The 15593-nt window shown below is 49.2% G+C and carries 19 protein-coding genes; 7 read left to right on the forward strand and 12 right to left on the reverse strand.

Annotated elements, in window-relative coordinates:
• Positions 1 to 59 precede the first annotated feature (59 nt).
• On the forward strand, positions 60 to 1085 hold the full coding sequence (mtnA, locus tag IOQ59_RS10830) for an S-methyl-5-thioribose-1-phosphate isomerase (RefSeq protein WP_193953301.1): 1026 nt from the start codon (positions 60 to 62) through the stop codon (positions 1083 to 1085).
• Positions 1086 to 1212: 127 nt separating this feature from the next.
• On the opposite strand, the gene IOQ59_RS10835 is transcribed toward mtnA, so the two are convergent.
• The 6 genes from IOQ59_RS10835 to IOQ59_RS10860 all read right to left on the reverse strand — a co-directional run bounded on the left by IOQ59_RS10835 (position 1213) and on the right by IOQ59_RS10860 (position 4422).
• Positions 1213 to 1758, reverse strand: coding sequence for a 1,2-dihydroxy-3-keto-5-methylthiopentene dioxygenase (locus IOQ59_RS10835; protein WP_193953302.1), 546 nt, complete (start codon positions 1756 to 1758; stop codon positions 1213 to 1215).
• Positions 1759 to 1769: 11 nt separating this feature from the next.
• Positions 1770 to 2447, reverse strand: a complete 678-nt coding sequence (gene mtnC, locus IOQ59_RS10840; protein ID WP_193953303.1) for an acireductone synthase — start codon at positions 2445 to 2447, stop codon at positions 1770 to 1772.
• Positions 2448 to 3056 (reverse strand): methylthioribulose 1-phosphate dehydratase, encoded by a 609-nt coding sequence (locus tag IOQ59_RS10845; protein ID WP_193953304.1) that lies wholly within the window; start codon positions 3054 to 3056, stop codon positions 2448 to 2450.
• Positions 3057 to 3146: 90 nt separating this feature from the next.
• Positions 3147 to 3545: a M15 family metallopeptidase domain-containing protein gene (locus tag IOQ59_RS10850; protein WP_193953305.1), complete on the reverse strand. Its 399-nt coding sequence runs from the start codon at positions 3543 to 3545 to the stop codon at positions 3147 to 3149.
• A 148-nt stretch (positions 3546 to 3693) separates the two neighbouring features.
• The gene (locus tag IOQ59_RS10855) at positions 3694 to 4176 is read right to left on the reverse strand and encodes an FKBP-type peptidyl-prolyl cis-trans isomerase (RefSeq protein ID WP_193953306.1); all 483 of its coding nucleotides are present in this window, start codon (positions 4174 to 4176) and stop codon (positions 3694 to 3696) included.
• A gap of 9 nt (positions 4177 to 4185) precedes the next feature.
• The gene (locus tag IOQ59_RS10860) at positions 4186 to 4422 is read right to left on the reverse strand and encodes a VF530 family protein (RefSeq protein ID WP_193953307.1); all 237 of its coding nucleotides are present in this window, start codon (positions 4420 to 4422) and stop codon (positions 4186 to 4188) included.
• A 165-nt stretch (positions 4423 to 4587) separates the two neighbouring features.
• Here IOQ59_RS10860 and IOQ59_RS10865 point away from each other — a divergent pair, with 165 nt between their 5' ends.
• Entirely contained in the window at positions 4588 to 6537 is a 1950-nt protein-coding gene (locus IOQ59_RS10865; RefSeq protein ID WP_193953308.1) for an acetoacetate--CoA ligase, read from the forward strand.
• 158 nt (positions 6538 to 6695) lie between these two features.
• Here IOQ59_RS10865 and hpf read toward each other — a convergent pair whose 3' ends face one another.
• The 3 genes from hpf to IOQ59_RS10880 all read right to left on the reverse strand — a co-directional run bounded on the left by hpf (position 6696) and on the right by IOQ59_RS10880 (position 8084).
• Positions 6696 to 7070 carry a ribosome hibernation-promoting factor, HPF/YfiA family gene (hpf, locus tag IOQ59_RS10870; protein ID WP_193953309.1) on the reverse strand — a complete coding sequence of 125 codons (375 nt, stop codon included), beginning with the start codon at positions 7068 to 7070 and terminating at the stop codon, positions 6696 to 6698.
• 145 nt (positions 7071 to 7215) lie between these two features.
• The gene (locus tag IOQ59_RS10875; protein ID WP_307727002.1) at positions 7216 to 7683 is read right to left on the reverse strand and encodes a nitronate monooxygenase; all 468 of its coding nucleotides are present in this window, start codon (positions 7681 to 7683) and stop codon (positions 7216 to 7218) included.
• 218 nt (positions 7684 to 7901) lie between these two features.
• Positions 7902 to 8084 (reverse strand): oxidoreductase-like domain-containing protein, encoded by a 183-nt coding sequence (locus IOQ59_RS10880; RefSeq protein ID WP_193953310.1) that lies wholly within the window; start codon positions 8082 to 8084, stop codon positions 7902 to 7904.
• 179 nt (positions 8085 to 8263) lie between these two features.
• Here IOQ59_RS10880 and IOQ59_RS10885 point away from each other — a divergent pair, with 179 nt between their 5' ends.
• Together IOQ59_RS10885 and IOQ59_RS21190 are read left to right on the forward strand one after the other, a co-directional pair.
• Positions 8264 to 9142, forward strand: coding sequence for an endonuclease/exonuclease/phosphatase family protein (locus IOQ59_RS10885; RefSeq protein ID WP_193953311.1), 879 nt, complete (start codon positions 8264 to 8266; stop codon positions 9140 to 9142).
• Positions 9143 to 9248: 106 nt separating this feature from the next.
• On the forward strand, positions 9249 to 9536 hold the full coding sequence (locus IOQ59_RS21190) for a hypothetical protein (protein WP_228050837.1): 288 nt from the start codon (positions 9249 to 9251) through the stop codon (positions 9534 to 9536).
• A gap of 171 nt (positions 9537 to 9707) precedes the next feature.
• On the opposite strand, the gene hisA is transcribed toward IOQ59_RS21190, so the two are convergent.
• The gene (gene hisA / locus IOQ59_RS10895) at positions 9708 to 10463 is read right to left on the reverse strand and encodes a phosphoribosylformimino-5-aminoimidazole carboxamide ribotide isomerase (RefSeq protein ID WP_193953312.1); all 756 of its coding nucleotides are present in this window, start codon (positions 10461 to 10463) and stop codon (positions 9708 to 9710) included.
• A gap of 183 nt (positions 10464 to 10646) precedes the next feature.
• Between hisA and IOQ59_RS10900 the strand changes: the two genes are divergently transcribed.
• Together IOQ59_RS10900 and IOQ59_RS10905 are read left to right on the forward strand one after the other, a co-directional pair.
• Positions 10647 to 11237, forward strand: coding sequence for a Tll0287-like domain-containing protein (locus IOQ59_RS10900; RefSeq protein WP_193953313.1), 591 nt, complete (start codon positions 10647 to 10649; stop codon positions 11235 to 11237).
• Positions 11238 to 11538: 301 nt separating this feature from the next.
• Entirely contained in the window at positions 11539 to 13485 is a 1947-nt protein-coding gene (locus IOQ59_RS10905; RefSeq protein ID WP_193953314.1) for a putative bifunctional diguanylate cyclase/phosphodiesterase, read from the forward strand.
• 72 nt (positions 13486 to 13557) lie between these two features.
• Here IOQ59_RS10905 and IOQ59_RS10910 read toward each other — a convergent pair whose 3' ends face one another.
• Both IOQ59_RS10910 and IOQ59_RS10915 read right to left on the reverse strand, forming a co-directional pair.
• Positions 13558 to 14100, reverse strand: coding sequence for a hypothetical protein (locus tag IOQ59_RS10910; protein ID WP_193953315.1), 543 nt, complete (start codon positions 14098 to 14100; stop codon positions 13558 to 13560).
• A 200-nt stretch (positions 14101 to 14300) separates the two neighbouring features.
• Positions 14301 to 14948: a class I SAM-dependent methyltransferase gene (locus tag IOQ59_RS10915; protein ID WP_193953316.1), complete on the reverse strand. Its 648-nt coding sequence runs from the start codon at positions 14946 to 14948 to the stop codon at positions 14301 to 14303.
• A 246-nt stretch (positions 14949 to 15194) separates the two neighbouring features.
• On the opposite strand from IOQ59_RS10915, the gene IOQ59_RS10920 reads away from it, so the two are divergent.
• The gene (locus tag IOQ59_RS10920; RefSeq protein WP_193953317.1) at positions 15195 to 15464 is read left to right on the forward strand and encodes a hypothetical protein; all 270 of its coding nucleotides are present in this window, start codon (positions 15195 to 15197) and stop codon (positions 15462 to 15464) included.
• Positions 15465 to 15593: the final 129 nt, after the last annotated feature.

Consider the following 15593-nt stretch of genomic DNA (forward strand, 5'->3'; position numbering starts at 1 on the left):
GTTTAGGGAAGCTCTGCTAAGGTACTGCGCACATTCTCACAAAGCGAAACAGTTTGCCAATGAAAGACCTCCTCGCCACCAGCATCCGCTGTCTCGACAACCAACTTGAAGTCCTTGATCAACACCAGTTACCCCATAAGGAGATCTGGCTTCCCTGTCGAACTGCTGACGACATGATCGACATGATTAAAAAGCTTCAGATCCGGGGGGCCCCTTTGATCGGCATTGGTGCAAGCCTGCTGCTGGCGCGTCTGGCTGAGGATGGCATGGGTGAAGCAGATCTCCGCGAAGCGGCCTCGCGATTGCGTGCGGCCCGCCCTACCGCTGTCAACCTGATGAATAATCTGGACTCGATGCTGACTGCACTTGATACAGGCGGTCCTGACGCACTGCCCTATACTGCTGAACAGCTGTTTGAAGAGGACGTTCGCTTATGCCAGAAAATGTCGGCCAACGGGGCCAATCTTATTGCTGCTGGAAGTAACGTTCTGACCCACTGTAATACAGGCAGTCTGGCGACCGCTGGTGCGGGAACCGCCATCGGAGTCATAACAGCACTGCAGGCTCAGGATAAACACCCCCATGTTTATGTCGACGAGACGCGCCCGCTGCTTCAAGGGGGACGCCTCACCGCATGGGAAATGCAAAAGCTGGGTGTTGATTACACGCTGATTTGCGACAACATGGCTGCACTCCTTATGGCACAAGGCAAGGTAGACGCCATTTTGGTCGGCTCTGATCGTATTGCCGCCAATGGCGATTTCGCGAATAAAGTCGGCACCTATTCACTGGCCGTTAACGCGCATTACCATCAGGTACCGTTCTACGTTGTTGCGCCTTACACCACCGTCGATCCAGCATGCCCAAACGGTGCAGCTATCCCGATTGAGGAGCGCAGTGCACAAGAGGTGCAAGGTGTCAGCGGAAGTTTTGGCGAGGTGCTCTGGAGCCCGAAAAATGCCAGGGTATTTAACCCCGCTTTTGATGTAACTCCGGCTAAGTTGGTTACCGGCTGGATATTGGATAACGGCGTGTTCGATCAGGAACAGATCGCTCAGGGCGCACTGCTTCACCTGAATAACTAAGGCATCGCACAGACGCCAATTAGAATACACGTAAGATAACGGTATAAAGCCACACACAAAAAAAGCCTGACGTTGCGATTATTGATCGCTGTCAGGCTTTTTAGATGCAGATTACAAACTGGCGAGATCAGCCATCAAATTTTGGGAATCCATCGGCAATCGCATCACCGGTATAGTTTGCCACCCAACCCTCCGGATTATTAAAGAAGCGGATAGCGGTAAAGTCAGGGTTTGGCCCCATATCAAACCAGTGGCGGGCATTGGCAGGCACTGAAATCAGATCATCTTTGCAGCAATGCACCTGATATATCTGATCCTCAATATGCAGGTAAAACATACCCTCGCCCCTCACAAAGAAGCGGACTTCATCTTCACTATGGGTATGCTCACTCAGAAACTTCTGCCGCAACTCATCTTTCATCGGATTATCAGCCGCCAGACTGATGGTATCCACGGTGACATAACCTTCTGTCGCCTTCAGTTCATCAATCTGTGATCGGTAGGCTTCCAGAATGGTATCTGCCGGGGTTTCAGCGGTGATCACCTGTGCCGCTTCCCAGCGCTCAAAACGGATGCCTACGAAGGCCAGGGCTTCAGCAATATCCATGTAATCGTCACTGTGCTTTAACACAGCCTGCGGATTACTTTCCTGATATACAGTCAACGCGCTCACGTCCAACTCCTTTATAATTCGATCTCATCAAAACTGGTGACCATCGTGTGCGAACACATCTCCGGCTCTTCATCACGTGCCAGTAATACCGTCTGCATACCGGCAGCCCGCGCCGCATCCAGCTCTTCGCTCACATCAGACAGAAACAACACCTCTGCAGCATCCAGACCCATCACGCCCGCAATCGTTTCATACGATGCCTGCTCGCGCTTATGACCGGTTGTCGTATCAAAATAACCGCTGAACAGGCCCGTAATGTCACCCGCATCGCTATAACCAAATAGCAGCTTTTGTGCTTTTACCGACCCTGACGAAAACACATACAGTGGCAACCCCTGCTCATGCCAGCTCTGCAAATAGGTCATCGCATCATGATAAAGATGACCGGTAAAGTCACCCTGCTGATAACCCTCAACCCAGATCAAGCCCTGCAGCGCTTTAAGTGCAGTGACTTTCTTATCCTGCTCAATCCAATTCAAAAAGGCACTGATCAGTGTTTCCAGCTCAGCCTCGGGATCTGACAACTCGGTACGTGCATCTGCCAGAATCGCTTGAACTGCATCATCTTCCGCATGCTCTCGCACATAGTCTGGCAAGTATTTCGCCGCATAGGGAAACAGGGTCTTATGGACAAAATTGATATCCGTTGTCGTGCCTTCGATATCAGTCAGAATCGCTTTGATGCTCATTTAACGTGCTCCCATCCGGCGCATTTCCAATGCACAGGCGAATAAAAACTCTAAACCTTCCAGGTGACGTCGCGCCTCCTGCATATCTTTACCCCAGGCGTATAAACCGTGGCCACTCACCAAAAAACCCCAGTTGAGAGGTTCGTCCATCCAACGCTCAGACACCTGTCCGGCCAAGTCAGACATATCCTGCGTGTTATCAAATACGGCCAACCGGATGGTTTCATCGTGAGTCGTATTGCCGGCAAGCGATTTCTGCATCTCATATCCACTCAGCTCAAGCCAATCGTGGGTTGCAAGACATGACAATACCGTTGATGCAACCGAGTGCGTATGCAACACCGCACCAATATGAGAAGACAACGAATATAAACGGGTATGAAGCAGGGTTTCAGCGGATGGCTTACGGTCAGATACATCAGCTTTAGGCTGACCTGACAGATCGACCTCCAGCATATCCTGTTCCGAAAGATGGCCCTTATGACAACCTGAGGCCGTGACCAGAGCCGTTTCTGAATTGAGCCGAATAGAGAAGTTGCCGCCGGTCGCTGGACACCAGCCTTGCTGATCGATCCAGCGACCCGCGTCGATAATCTGTTGTGCGTACACTTTTAATCTATCGCCTTGCAGCTAATCAAAGCCGCTAGTGTACTGCAAATCACGTATTCAGACAGACTCCTTTTTACGCGGCGAATCTGATCAATGGGGAAGGTAAATCTCGAAATGCGGATACTTGCTCAACTCGGGATCGCCTTGTTCACCGGACCAGTGTAATCGATGGGTGACAACACCCTCGTCATACAACCGATCAGCTAAACCTCGCACATAACCTCCAAACCAATACCAACGCCGCATATCATCTTCATCAATATCAACTGGTGTGACGTCCACTGCCATACTGGGTTTATCATTATGATGACTTTCCGGCCAGTGAAACCCTGAACGTCCCTCTTCATAGGCTTGCTCTTGCTCATCATGCGAGCGGTGTCCACAGCTGATTTCACAATCCACCGCACGCTCAACAGCAGCAAAAATAGACTGCAGATCATGATGGCAGGTTTTGAGTTGTTGCTGACTCTGTTTGCTAAAACTGGGCATAACCAGACCCTCTCTAATGGCGGGTTTGACAGGGGTTCCAGTAGAAAAGATAGCTTAGAACGCAAAAACCCGGTGCGAGAGAACTGTTAAATTGTTCCCCCAGACCGGGTTTTAGTTGCAACAGATTCATCCGTTGCGCATATCAGCCTTAGTGCTGATGACCACCGACGCCATGCGCATGGCCGTGATCCAGCTCTTCCTGTGCAGCCGCGCGCACTTCTGTCACTTCGATATCGAACTGCAGATGCTTGCCTGCCAACGGATGATTGGTATCCAGATCAACGTTTTTCAGACCCACTTTAACCACGGTTGCATCACGCGGGCCCTGCTCGGTGTTCACCTTTACAGACTGCCCCGGTTTCAGGCGACCTTTGGTAAGCAGGTGTTTCATCGGCACTCGCTGGGTATTACCTTCCTGACGTTCGCCGTAGCCATCAACGGGGGCCAACACCACACTTAATTTATCGCCCACCTGCTTGTCGGTCAGCGCCTCTTCAATCTTCGGAAAGATATTCTGATGTCCGTGTAAAAAAGCCATCGGCTCAACATCATAGGAAGATTCGATCTGTTCACCGTCCACTTCAGACAGTACATAGTGAAATGTCACAACAGTATCTTTAGTAATTTGCATCGTTCTCTCTCAGTTACGTCCCCAGGGAGTACTCTGGGTTTTAATATACAGATCTTCCACCTTTGTCCGTGCCCAAGGCGTTTTACGTAAAAACTTAAGGCTCGACTTCACACTGGGATCTTTCTTGAAGCAGCGAATATCGATCAACTGCCCCAATCGCTCCCAACCGTAGTGTTCTTCAAGCTCCGTCACGATACGTTCCAGCGTAATACCGTGGAGCGGATTATTTTTCTGCTGCTGAGTCATTAAACAACCATTTGACGGGCACCACAGGTGCCAGATGAAAGAATGGCACTCATTATACGTCAGCTTGCGCTAAGAGGCTTGCTTGACGAACAGTCGATCTTCATCAACGTTTAAGATATGGAATGATCAATTCTTAACCTCCCCATGAGGTATTGAGGTGGTCCTATGACCGATCCACTATGGCAACCGTCAGCTGAGCAGATGCGCAACTGCCAGCTGTGGCAGTTTATGCATCAAATAAATACTCATCACCACCATCACCTGTCATCTTACGGTGAAGTGCACCGCTGGTCCGTAAAGCATCCCGAACTTTTTTGGCAACTGGTGTGGAACTTCAGTGAAATTATCGCCTCAGCCGACAGTGACCATATCCTGCAACGCGAGCGCCCATTTTATAAAAGCCGCTGGTTTCCCGAAGCCCGCCTGAACTTTGCTGAAAACTTGCTCCGCTATCGAGACGAACACACGGCCATCGTTAGCTGGAACGAAGAGGGAAAACACAGCTCGCTGACCTACGCCGAGCTCTTCGCTCAGGTTGCAGTTCTGGCTGATGCCTTAAAAGCATACGGCATTGAGCCAGGAGACCGGATTGCAGGCTATATGCCCAATATCGCGGAAACGGTCATCGTGATGCTTGCAGCCACCTCTTTAGGGGCCGTCTGGAGTGCCTGCTCACCCGACTTTGGTATTCAAGGCACACTGGACCGCTTTGGCCAAATCCAGCCACGGCTGATATTTACTGCCGATGGTTCTTACTACAATGGCCAGCAAACCGACTGCCTCCACACAATCAACAGTGTGGCTCAAGAAATCGATTCTGTAGAAAAGATCATCGTCATACCTTATCTCCACAAAAAGCCAGATATAAAACATATTAACAAGGCCTTACTGTTCAGCGAATTCGCTCCCGATCGGCAACCAGCCGCTATCGACTTTTTGCAACAACGCTTTAACGATCCGCTCTACATCCTCTACTCATCCGGCACCACCGGTGTACCTAAATGTATCGTACACAGTGTCGGAGGCACCCTAATTCAACATATCAAAGAACATCGTTTACACCTGAATCTAAACCGAGAAGACAGCTTCTTCTACTACACCACGTGCGGCTGGATGATGTGGAATTGGCTGGTCAGCGGCTTGGCCAGCGGCGCTAAGCTGGTGTTGTATGACGGAGCCCCCTTTGCACCTGATGTAGAGGTGCTTTGGAAACTCGCCGATAGTGAAGAGATCAGCATGATGGGCGTCAGCGCCAAGTATCTGTCAGCCATGGAGAAAACCGGACTGTCTCCGATGAATGATTATTCACTCACACGTTTACGGGTACTGCTCTCCACCGGCTCACCTCTTTCTCACGAAAGCTTTGAATATGTCTACCAACACATCAAAACCAACCTAATGCTGGCATCTATCTCCGGTGGTACGGACATCATCTCCTGCTTTGCCCTTGGCTGCCCTATTCGGCCGGTGTATCCCGGTGAAATACAGTGCCGGGGATTGGGCATGGAAGTGGCGGTGTTCAACGATCACGGACAATCAGTCACCGGTCAGAAAGGTGAGCTGGTCTGCACAGCGCCCTTCCCCTCCATGCCAATTGGCTTTTGGGATGACCCGGAGCAAACCCGCTACCATGAAACCTATTTTTCCCGTTTCACCAACGTATGGGCACATGGCGATTATGCAGAGATCACCGATCATGATGGCCTGATTATCTACGGCCGCTCCGATGCTGTACTGAATCCAGGGGGCGTACGCATAGGCACAGCCGAAATCTATCGCCAAGTAGAGCAGCTAGAAGAGGTCATGGAGAGCATCTGTATTGGCCAACCCTGGAACGGAGACGTACGAGTGATCCTGTTTGTTCGCTTACAGGCGGATATGACACTGGATAGCGCGCTGGTCGAAAAGATTAAAGGTATGATTCTGCGACATACCAGCCCACATCATGTCCCCGACAAAGTGATTCAGGTCGCTGATATACCTCATACCCTGAGCGGAAAAATTGTCGAGCTCGCCGTTAAGCAGGTTGTCATGAATGAAGCTGTCGCCAATACCGATGCGTTGGCCAACCCGGAATCCTTAGAGCTCTACCGAAACTTACCTGCTCTGCAGTAAAGTCATTGGCGACTACAACACCTAAACGAAAAACCCCAGCGAGAGCTAACTCTGGCTGGGGTTTTATCGCCTTATACACCATGTCATGAAACTAAAAAGTTACGCGCGATACCTTAACTACACTTCAAGCGACGCAACCTGTATGTGATATGGTTTTATCAAACCAGAACTGCATCCTCATCCATGTCGTCTGCATCAACACCAGCATCAGAGTCCATCTCTTCAGGTTTCTGAGTACCTTTTTTGTTGACGTGTTTCTGGTGAATCTTATCCAGCTGACGATCAATTTTATCTTCCAGCCCGTCTAATGCTGCATACAAGTTAGCCGCTTCAGATTTGGCAAATACATCTTTACCTGCAACGTGGACTGTTGCTTCTACCACAGCAGAACGCTCATCAGACTTTTCAATAGTCACCTGGGCGCTGGTAATCGCTTCATAGCGTTCTGCACTACTTTCCAACCATGCGTTGATACGATCACGCAGGGAATCAGATACTTTGCTGTCATTTCGGTTAGTGATGTTAACGTTCATAACGAATCCTTACTACTGAGTCACGGTTGACACTTATACTAATACCATGCCCCGAAATGTTTACAATAACTTTTTGTAACTCACTGATATAAAAAATGATTTCTGTCAGTTTTTGCTGCAGTCGCAATACCAGAAGAACTACAGTTCAGAAGCCAAAAGCAGGGTGAGCTTTGCCACCGAAAATCTCCTGACAACACGATACATTTAGTCCGGCCCAAAGGGGTGTAAAGTCGCCTTTACCGATACTCTCTGAGCCCGCACGCAGTGGGCCGATCGCTGTACTGGCAAACGGAATCACCGGAGGCAGATCAGACAGCAGGCCTAACTCCTGCATCACTCTGTTCACGATGCCTCGTGCGGGACGTCCATAGAACAGATTAGTCACTGCGGCATGATGCACCGCAACATCAGATAAAATTTTACGGTGCACTGCACTAGTCTTTGCTTCAGGGCATAACATATAAGCTGTTCCAGCCTGTGCACCTGCCGCACCCAGGGCAATCACTGAGGACACACCCTGAGCATCTGCGATACCACCTGTCACAATGACTGGAAGATCCACTGCACTAACAGTCTGTGGCACCAATGCAACTGTACCTGATTGAGTAGTCAAATCCTCCGACAGAAACATGCAGAGATGCCCCCGCTTCAAGCCAGCGTAACTCACGCGCCGCAGTGATATGCTCCAACTCAGTGCGTATGGCATCTTGACAGGACATTACGCACAGTCAGGAATCTAAACCGCCTGCACTGGATACGGCAATTGCCAGGTCACTGCCCTGCACACCTGCCATCGGAGACTGAATAATCGGCAGGTCGATACCCAAAAATTCAGTGGCCAGCATCTCCTTCAGACTTTTCCAGTTCTGCTTGTGCCTTCGCTTTCTCAGCCTTCTGCTGCTCCTGCCACACACGCATTTCTTCGTGATAGTGGTCCCATACACAAGGGGAACAACCGCCCTCACAACACTCATTATCGCCAGGGGGTACAGGGCGTTCAGCATTCGCTGTCATACAAATTCACCTCTCATTAATAACCAACCTATTTTATAGGAATTAGCGCTCAACCCCTATTGGACTTGGGTCGGTGTAAACGCCCAGATTAGCATGAATGAAAAGCCGTCGAATCCTAACGATACAGTCACAATCTTCCACTATCCTGATAGTAAACATAACTTTCCGAGCGCCTTGTTATGTTCCATTCTGCGGTTTTAAATGCGCCATACTCTGAAACATCGCATGCGCCCTATGACATGCCACGTCGCGATAGCCTGCGCCTGATCAGCTTCAACATTCAGGTCGGTATCCGTACACACGCATTTCATCACTATTTTACGCGTGGCTGGCAACATCTGCTGCCTCACCATAAACGCAACCATACACTGGAGGAGATAGGATACCTTCTGCGCAATTATGATATTGCAGCACTGCAGGAAGCCGATGGCGGCAGCATTCGAAGCGGCTTTGTCAATCAGGTACGCTTTCTCGCAGAGACCGGTAAATTCGCGTTTTACTACCAACAGCTCAACCGAAATCTGGGAAAACTCGCCCAGCACAGCAATGGCATTCTCAGTCGCATCCCGCCCTCTTACGTTGAAGATCATGGTTTACCCGGTATTCTGCCCGGGCGTGGTGCTGTCATCGCACGCTTTGGCCAGGGCGAACACAGCCTTCTTATCGTGGTATTGCATCTGGCATTGGGGACCCGCACACAGGACCGTCAGCTGAGATACATTCGGCGGATAATCGGCGACCATCCACACGTGGTACTGATGGGAGATATGAATAACCCGTTGGAACATCTCAACACGCGCAGCCCACTCAAAGATCTAAAATTGCAATCAGCAGCCTCCCAGCACACCTATCCCAGCTGGCAACCACAACAAACACTGGACCACATTCTGGTGTCACCCGGACTTGAAGTGCGCTCTGCTGAAGTACTGGACTGCACAATTTCCGACCACCGCCCTGTAACGATGGAGATAGGCTTACCTCCCGCGTTGTTACATTTGACCCAATCAACCCCTTCCCTAAGATCTGATCAGTTTGAAGTTTTAGCTGCAGACGCCTAAAACTGCCGCACAAATTTTGAGCTTGTAATTCCTATGACAATTGAACAAACCCTTTTGCAGCGTAGTGGCAGTAAATGTGAACGCTTCACGTCTGAAGAAGACCTGAGTGTATATGGTGTCGCGCCATCTAACGGCTGTGCTGAACAAGCCGCTTTTGCGATTCGACACCTGCCGCACTCAGGTCAACAGCAACAGCATCGACGTGAACCATTGGCGCTGCCCGAAGACAGCATCTGGACACCAGAGTCTGCTGGCTTGGCGCATGCTCAAGCATTTATCTGGCGAAGGATGGGCACCGGATCTGCTCGATATGCTCTATCTGGAGAAGGATGTAATAGCATGGGCAGAAGCAGGCATTTCAGATGAAGGTTTAAAACATCGGCTTGCCTTCTAATCCGGAACACATAGAAGGCAAAGTGAATGGTGTGCGCGTTGTTCTGGTCGTTGCTTACATGAAAAAGCCTGATCCTGCGCTCCACACATAAAAAAGCCAGCACAGCGCTGGCTTTTTACTTGAGCGGCGAATCAAGCCGCTCAGACTTTATGATCTTTCCAAACAGTCAGATTAACGCTGATTCCACTGAATACATTCTTCCAACGTGACACCTTCACCACCAAAGATATCCAATGCACTGCCAATGGTCAGGTCGACCTTCCCGCCAGACAATTGATCCACCAGTTTCAGGTCTTCCAGTGAACGCGCTCCACCGGCGTACGTGACCGGAATAGATGACGCTTCGCCCAATAACGTCACCAGATCCTGATCGATACCTGCCTGCAACCCCTCAACATCGGCCGCATGAATCAGAAACTCCGCACAATGCTCACTCAGCGCACTCAGTGTTTGTGCATCCACTGCGGTTTCGGTCACCGTTTGCCAACGATCAGTCGCGATATTCCAACCGCTGTCGGTCCGACGACAACTCAGATCCAGCACCAAACGGTCAGCACCCGTGATTGCTTTGACCTGCTCCAGACGTTCCCAGCTAAACTGACCGTTTTCAAACAGATAAGAGGTCACAATGACATGAGAGGCACCAGCATCAAGAAATTCAGCAGCATTATCGGCATTCACGCCGCCACCAAACTGCAGCCCTTGCGGCCATGCGGAGAGTGCTTTTAAGGCTTGTTCTTTGTTACCCGGACCCAGTGCAATCACATGTCCGCCCATCAATTGATGCTGACGGTATAAGTTGGCGTAGTGGGTAGAATCATATGGGCTGACATAATTGGTATCAGCGCCCTGATCATTGAGGCTACCACCGACAATCTGCTTAACCTGACCCTGATGCAGGTCGATGCAAGGACGAAACTGAGTCAAGGAAATACTCCCTAGCTGGCCTTAAAATTAAGGCGCCATTGTACCAGAAGATCCCGCGGATAGATCAAAATAGCGTAGCGTTCAATTTAAACATTAGATATTGCTAATTTAGATATATGAATATAACCTAACCCTGTCTTCTAAGCCTTATCCACAACCCTTTTCTACGACAGGACACTCAACATGAAACAGTTGATGGCATCTACCGTAATCAGCGCCTTTGCACTACTTTCCGCCCAGAGCCTGATTGCCGCAGAGATCGAACCCATTAACATCCCAGCGCTACAGCAAGAAGCTAAAGGTGTTATCAAAACACTGGCTGGAAACTTAGGCTCAGAGCTGAAGCACGCAGCCAAAGCAGGTGGTTTGCCCGCTGCAATTCAGGTGTGCAACACCAAAGCATCTCCGATCACTCAAGCAGTTGCAGAAGATAAAGGCTGGACGGTTGGTCGCACCAGCCTGAAGCTACGAAACGAACATAACGCACCTGATGACTGGGAAAAAACGGTACTGAAGAAGTTTGAGAAACAAGCAGCTGCGGGCGCCAACTTACAGAAAATGCTCTTCAGCCAGGTTCTGGTGGATGGCGATGGCAACAAGGTCTTCCGATTGATGAAGGCTATCCCGGTCGGCGACAAATGCCTTGCCTGTCACGGCAGTAAGATCAAGCCAGAAGTCGCTGAAAAGCTAAACGTTTTATATCCCGCCGATAATGCACGGGGTTTTAATGCTGGCGATCTGCGAGGTGCGTTCTCCTTACAGAAATCCCTCTGATCAGCAATGAATACTCTCGACAGGGCCTGTGTGGATCTAACTCACGTCCTGTCGCACGATGATCACTAAAACATACAACACATCCGCCTTTCCTTCGATCTACTTAATCACCAGCTCCTCCCTGCCAGCGTCTGATATTTTGAACGTGCATCAATAAATTTCACAGATAAAATACTATTCAGCAACCCACTTTGTTATCGTTATCGCATTTCAAATGCTCACTGCATCAAACAGGCAATTCGTAGCATCCGGCCTAGGCACGATGCCAGAGACATAACTCATCCATAGAGAATGTGCTGACATGAAGTTCCGATTATCGGACCCTGCCCCATACAAAATCCCCAGCGAACATCAGCTGAGTTATCGTCCGGCGATAAAAATTGCCGCCTTGTACTGCCTGTTTTCCATTCTCTGGGTCATCCTTTCAGACAGAGCGATCGAAGCCCTAACCAGCGATCTTGAGTCACTGTCGACTGCACAGACCTATAAAGGTCTGTTCTTTATTGTCATTACAACACTGCTGGTCTTTTGGTTAGTACGCCGTTCGATACGCTTTCACCAGAAAAGCCTGGCCTACCAACGTACATTAGTAGAAACCATTCCCGATCTGGTTTGGCTTAAAGCGACGGACGGAACATATATCGCCTGCAATTCAAAGTTTGAACGGTTTTTTGGGGCTAAAGAAGCCGACATTGTTGGCAAAACAGACTATGACTTTGTCGATAAAGACCTGGCTGATCTGTTCCGGGAAAACGACCTTCTTGCGATTAATATGCGAGGGCCGCACAGCAATGAAGAAGTTGTTACCTATGCAGACGACGGACATCAGGAAACGCTGGAAACGATCAAAACCCCTTTGTATGACCCCAAAGGAAACGTGATCGGTATATTAGGTGTCTCACGAGACATCACAGAGCGAAAGCAACAGGAAGAGCGGATTCGCCATCAAGCACACTTTGACAGTCTGACTAACCTGCCAAACCGATTTCTTGCCCAGCACCAGCTAGAACAATTTGTCAGTACGGCAAGCCGCCACAAGCATCGTGTTGCCGTGATCTATCTGGATCTGGATGACTTCAAAAAGATCAACGATTCGCTGGGCCACGCCACCGGCGATAAGCTGCTGATCGAAGCCAGTAAGCGCCTGCGAGGAGCCGTACGCCAAGGCGATACCGTCGGTCGCCTGGGCGGTGATGAATTCATCGTATTGCTGGACAATATTAATTCTGCAGATGATGTTGCTCCTATCGCAGAAAACCTGATCAATTGCTTTCGCCACCCTTTCAGTATCGATGGTCGTGCGCTATTACTGACGGCCACCGCAGGCATCGCCATCTATCCAGAAGATGGTGAAGACCGCTTAGATCTTCTGAGAAGTGCGGATTCCGCGATGTATCACGCCAAAGAAGCGGGTCGAAATACCTTTGCATTCTTTACCAGTGCGATGAATCGGGACGTATCCCGAAGGTTGCTGCTGGAGGAACAGATGCACGGAGCCCTGGCCCGTGATGAATTTCGCGTCTGCTATCAGCCCAAGATCGATGTAAAAAGTGGCGAAATCACCGGTTTCGAAGCGTTGCTTCGCTGGCGAAATCCAACTCTTGGGGATGTATCTCCCGGGGAATTTATTCCGGTGGCCGAGCACACCGGACTCATTCTTCCTTTGGGAGAGTTTGTCCTGCAAGAAGCGCTTGCAACAGGTGCTGCGTGGTATAACGAATTCCATCGAGAACTGTCGATGGCGGTCAACCTATCGCCACGACAGTTCCGTGACCCAAATTTGATCAACCACATCAAACAACGCATCGCGAAAAGTGGCTTCCCACAACACTGCCTTGAGCTGGAAATCACCGAAGGCGTTTTGATGAGCGGTCATGGCTTTATAGAAACGGCATTGGATGAACTCACTGATGCCGGCATCATTATCGCAATGGATGATTTTGGTACCGGATACTCATCACTCAGTTACCTGCGTAACTACCCATTTGATGTGCTGAAGATAGATCAAAGTTTTGTCCGGGATATCACCCATGACCACGCTGACCTTGAGCTCGTCTGCGCCGCCATCACCATGGCTCACAATCTTGGACTGAGTGTTATAGCTGAGGGTGTCGAAACAACCGAGCAGCTAGACCTACTAGCCACCCATGATTGCGACTCAGCACAAGGCTATCTGATCAGCCGTCCGATGGAGCAAGAGGACGCCAAACAGATGTTGGAAGAGCGTCAAACCTACACGCTGAGTTAATCTAATCACTCTCACAGAAAATGTATTATTGGTATCCTAATCGTATCTAATACATCGTCAGTACATATTGCGTTAATCCAGGTTCCGGGCCCCTGAGTCCGGGAACTGTATGGTGTCAAAAGCACGTTTTCCAGTGTCTAACCATCGTTCAGCCTCTTCCGCCGTCGTATTAAACGAAACCAGCAATAAACGTCCCTTAAGCGGAATGCCATAGATAATATTATGAACATCGGTATCTACGGCGGGCGTCATTAGCTCCATCACAAATACGCGCGTTCCAAACTTTTCAATGACGGCACTTTTGAACCAACGTGCATAAGGATAACGCCGACGAAAAGAGGTGGACATCAAGGTGTGAACTTCAGCGATTTGAGAAGGTTGGATGGCGTTCCGCGTATAATTAAAAGCAATACTGACCGCACCGTTTGAGATGCTATACACTTCAGTCGGCGGACGCGAGCCGGGATACTTGATCCGTAAGTGATATTCGGACATTCGAGAAAAATTGATGGGGAGGTCTAACCTTAACAACCCGCCTAACACAGAACGACTGGCAAGCTGCTCTGCACTGCAAAGCTGGCAAAACAGCAGAAAAATCATAGCTGAATAACGCATTAGAAAATCCTTTTCCTAGCATACCGGAGACACCGATAAGCTCTCTATACTCTCTGTAAGGAACTGCTACTGACAGAGACAGTGATCATCCTGATCACTTAAGATCGAGCACATGCTCATACCGACCTTTACACCATAGTACCTCATCAACACCCGACATCTATCCCCTATAAGTGGCACATTGAGACCCTGCTCCACACCTACCGAATATACCTCAGAATTACACCCTTAAAAGGCCCCTCCAGATAGTCAATCTGCGCAGGTTTATTGGTATAAAGCGTAAAACCAAGTGACTCCATTCGCCGACTAAATCGTGCATGGCGACCGCGTCCGGGATCCACAAGAATGATGTCACAATGAAGTTTGCAATGCTGATTGATAAACGCGGCCAACATATCGATATGCTCATCTTCATAGAGCAAATCACTACCTACAATCAGATCAAACTCCCCAAGCTCACTCTTCTCGTCAGACCAGCCTGTACGCACAAAAGGGATCACGCGATCCTGATTCAGATGAGAGTTCGTAAGGAGAAAATTTTCCGCTTCAGGATGATAGTCAGTGGCAGTGATGTCAGCATGTAGGTGATTAAGCAGCAAACTGGTTAAGCCAATGCCACAACCAACTTCCAGAATACGCTTATCGGCAAAATCAGATTTAAAGATATGGTGGGCCAGTACTTGCCCCGATGGCCAGACGACACCAAAAATTGGCCAGGTAGCCGATGAGATGCCCAGCTTTTCCGCTACGCCATCCTTATCTTCAAACTCCTGATTATTACGTAAGGTGCGTAGATGAATATCTACATTATCAAACTCATGCGTGCTGTAGCATACGCGTAACGTCATTTCTGCATACCTGTGTTAAAAAACATCGGAAGCAGATCGCTCGTTTTCACAAGGAAAATGCTGCGGGGTTAACCTCAGCTTACACTATTCTCAATCACGCTGATCCCATGAACGCTCAATAACATTCATATTAATTAGCGACCGAACCTTGCGATACCATAATTCTGTAACAGAAATATGGCCCTCGTTAGTTAGAATGGCCGTGCAATAACTAACACCTACAAGCAAAATCATCTGAGGTCAGTGATGAAGTTCAAGAAGCAAGACAAGGAAATTGTGGTTGGCTGGATCGAGCGTCAGTTTAAGAAAAACCCAACCTTTCCAGTGAGCTGCATTGACGGTGATAAAAATAAGAACTCTGTCTCCAAAGAGCACCTAAAAGCATACAAAGCATGGACCAAAACAACGCATAAACGGTCCGAAATTCAGGAATGGGTCGACAAATGGCTGGAAACATCCGAAATCAAAAAACTTGAAGCCGAGATCACGCGCCGATCAAAAGATAAGAAGGAATAAGTAACCATCAGGTTGCATAGGGAGGGTGACAACACCCTCCTCTCAGAAAACCCCGACCCTGTAAATAATTCTGTGTAACTGCCAGGGTTAAATGTAATCCGCCAAGCGGTCTTCAAATTCGATCATAAA

It is taken from the genome of Pontibacterium sinense, assembly GCF_015209595.1.
Lineage (GTDB): Bacteria > Pseudomonadota > Gammaproteobacteria > Pseudomonadales > Balneatricaceae > Pontibacterium > Pontibacterium sinense.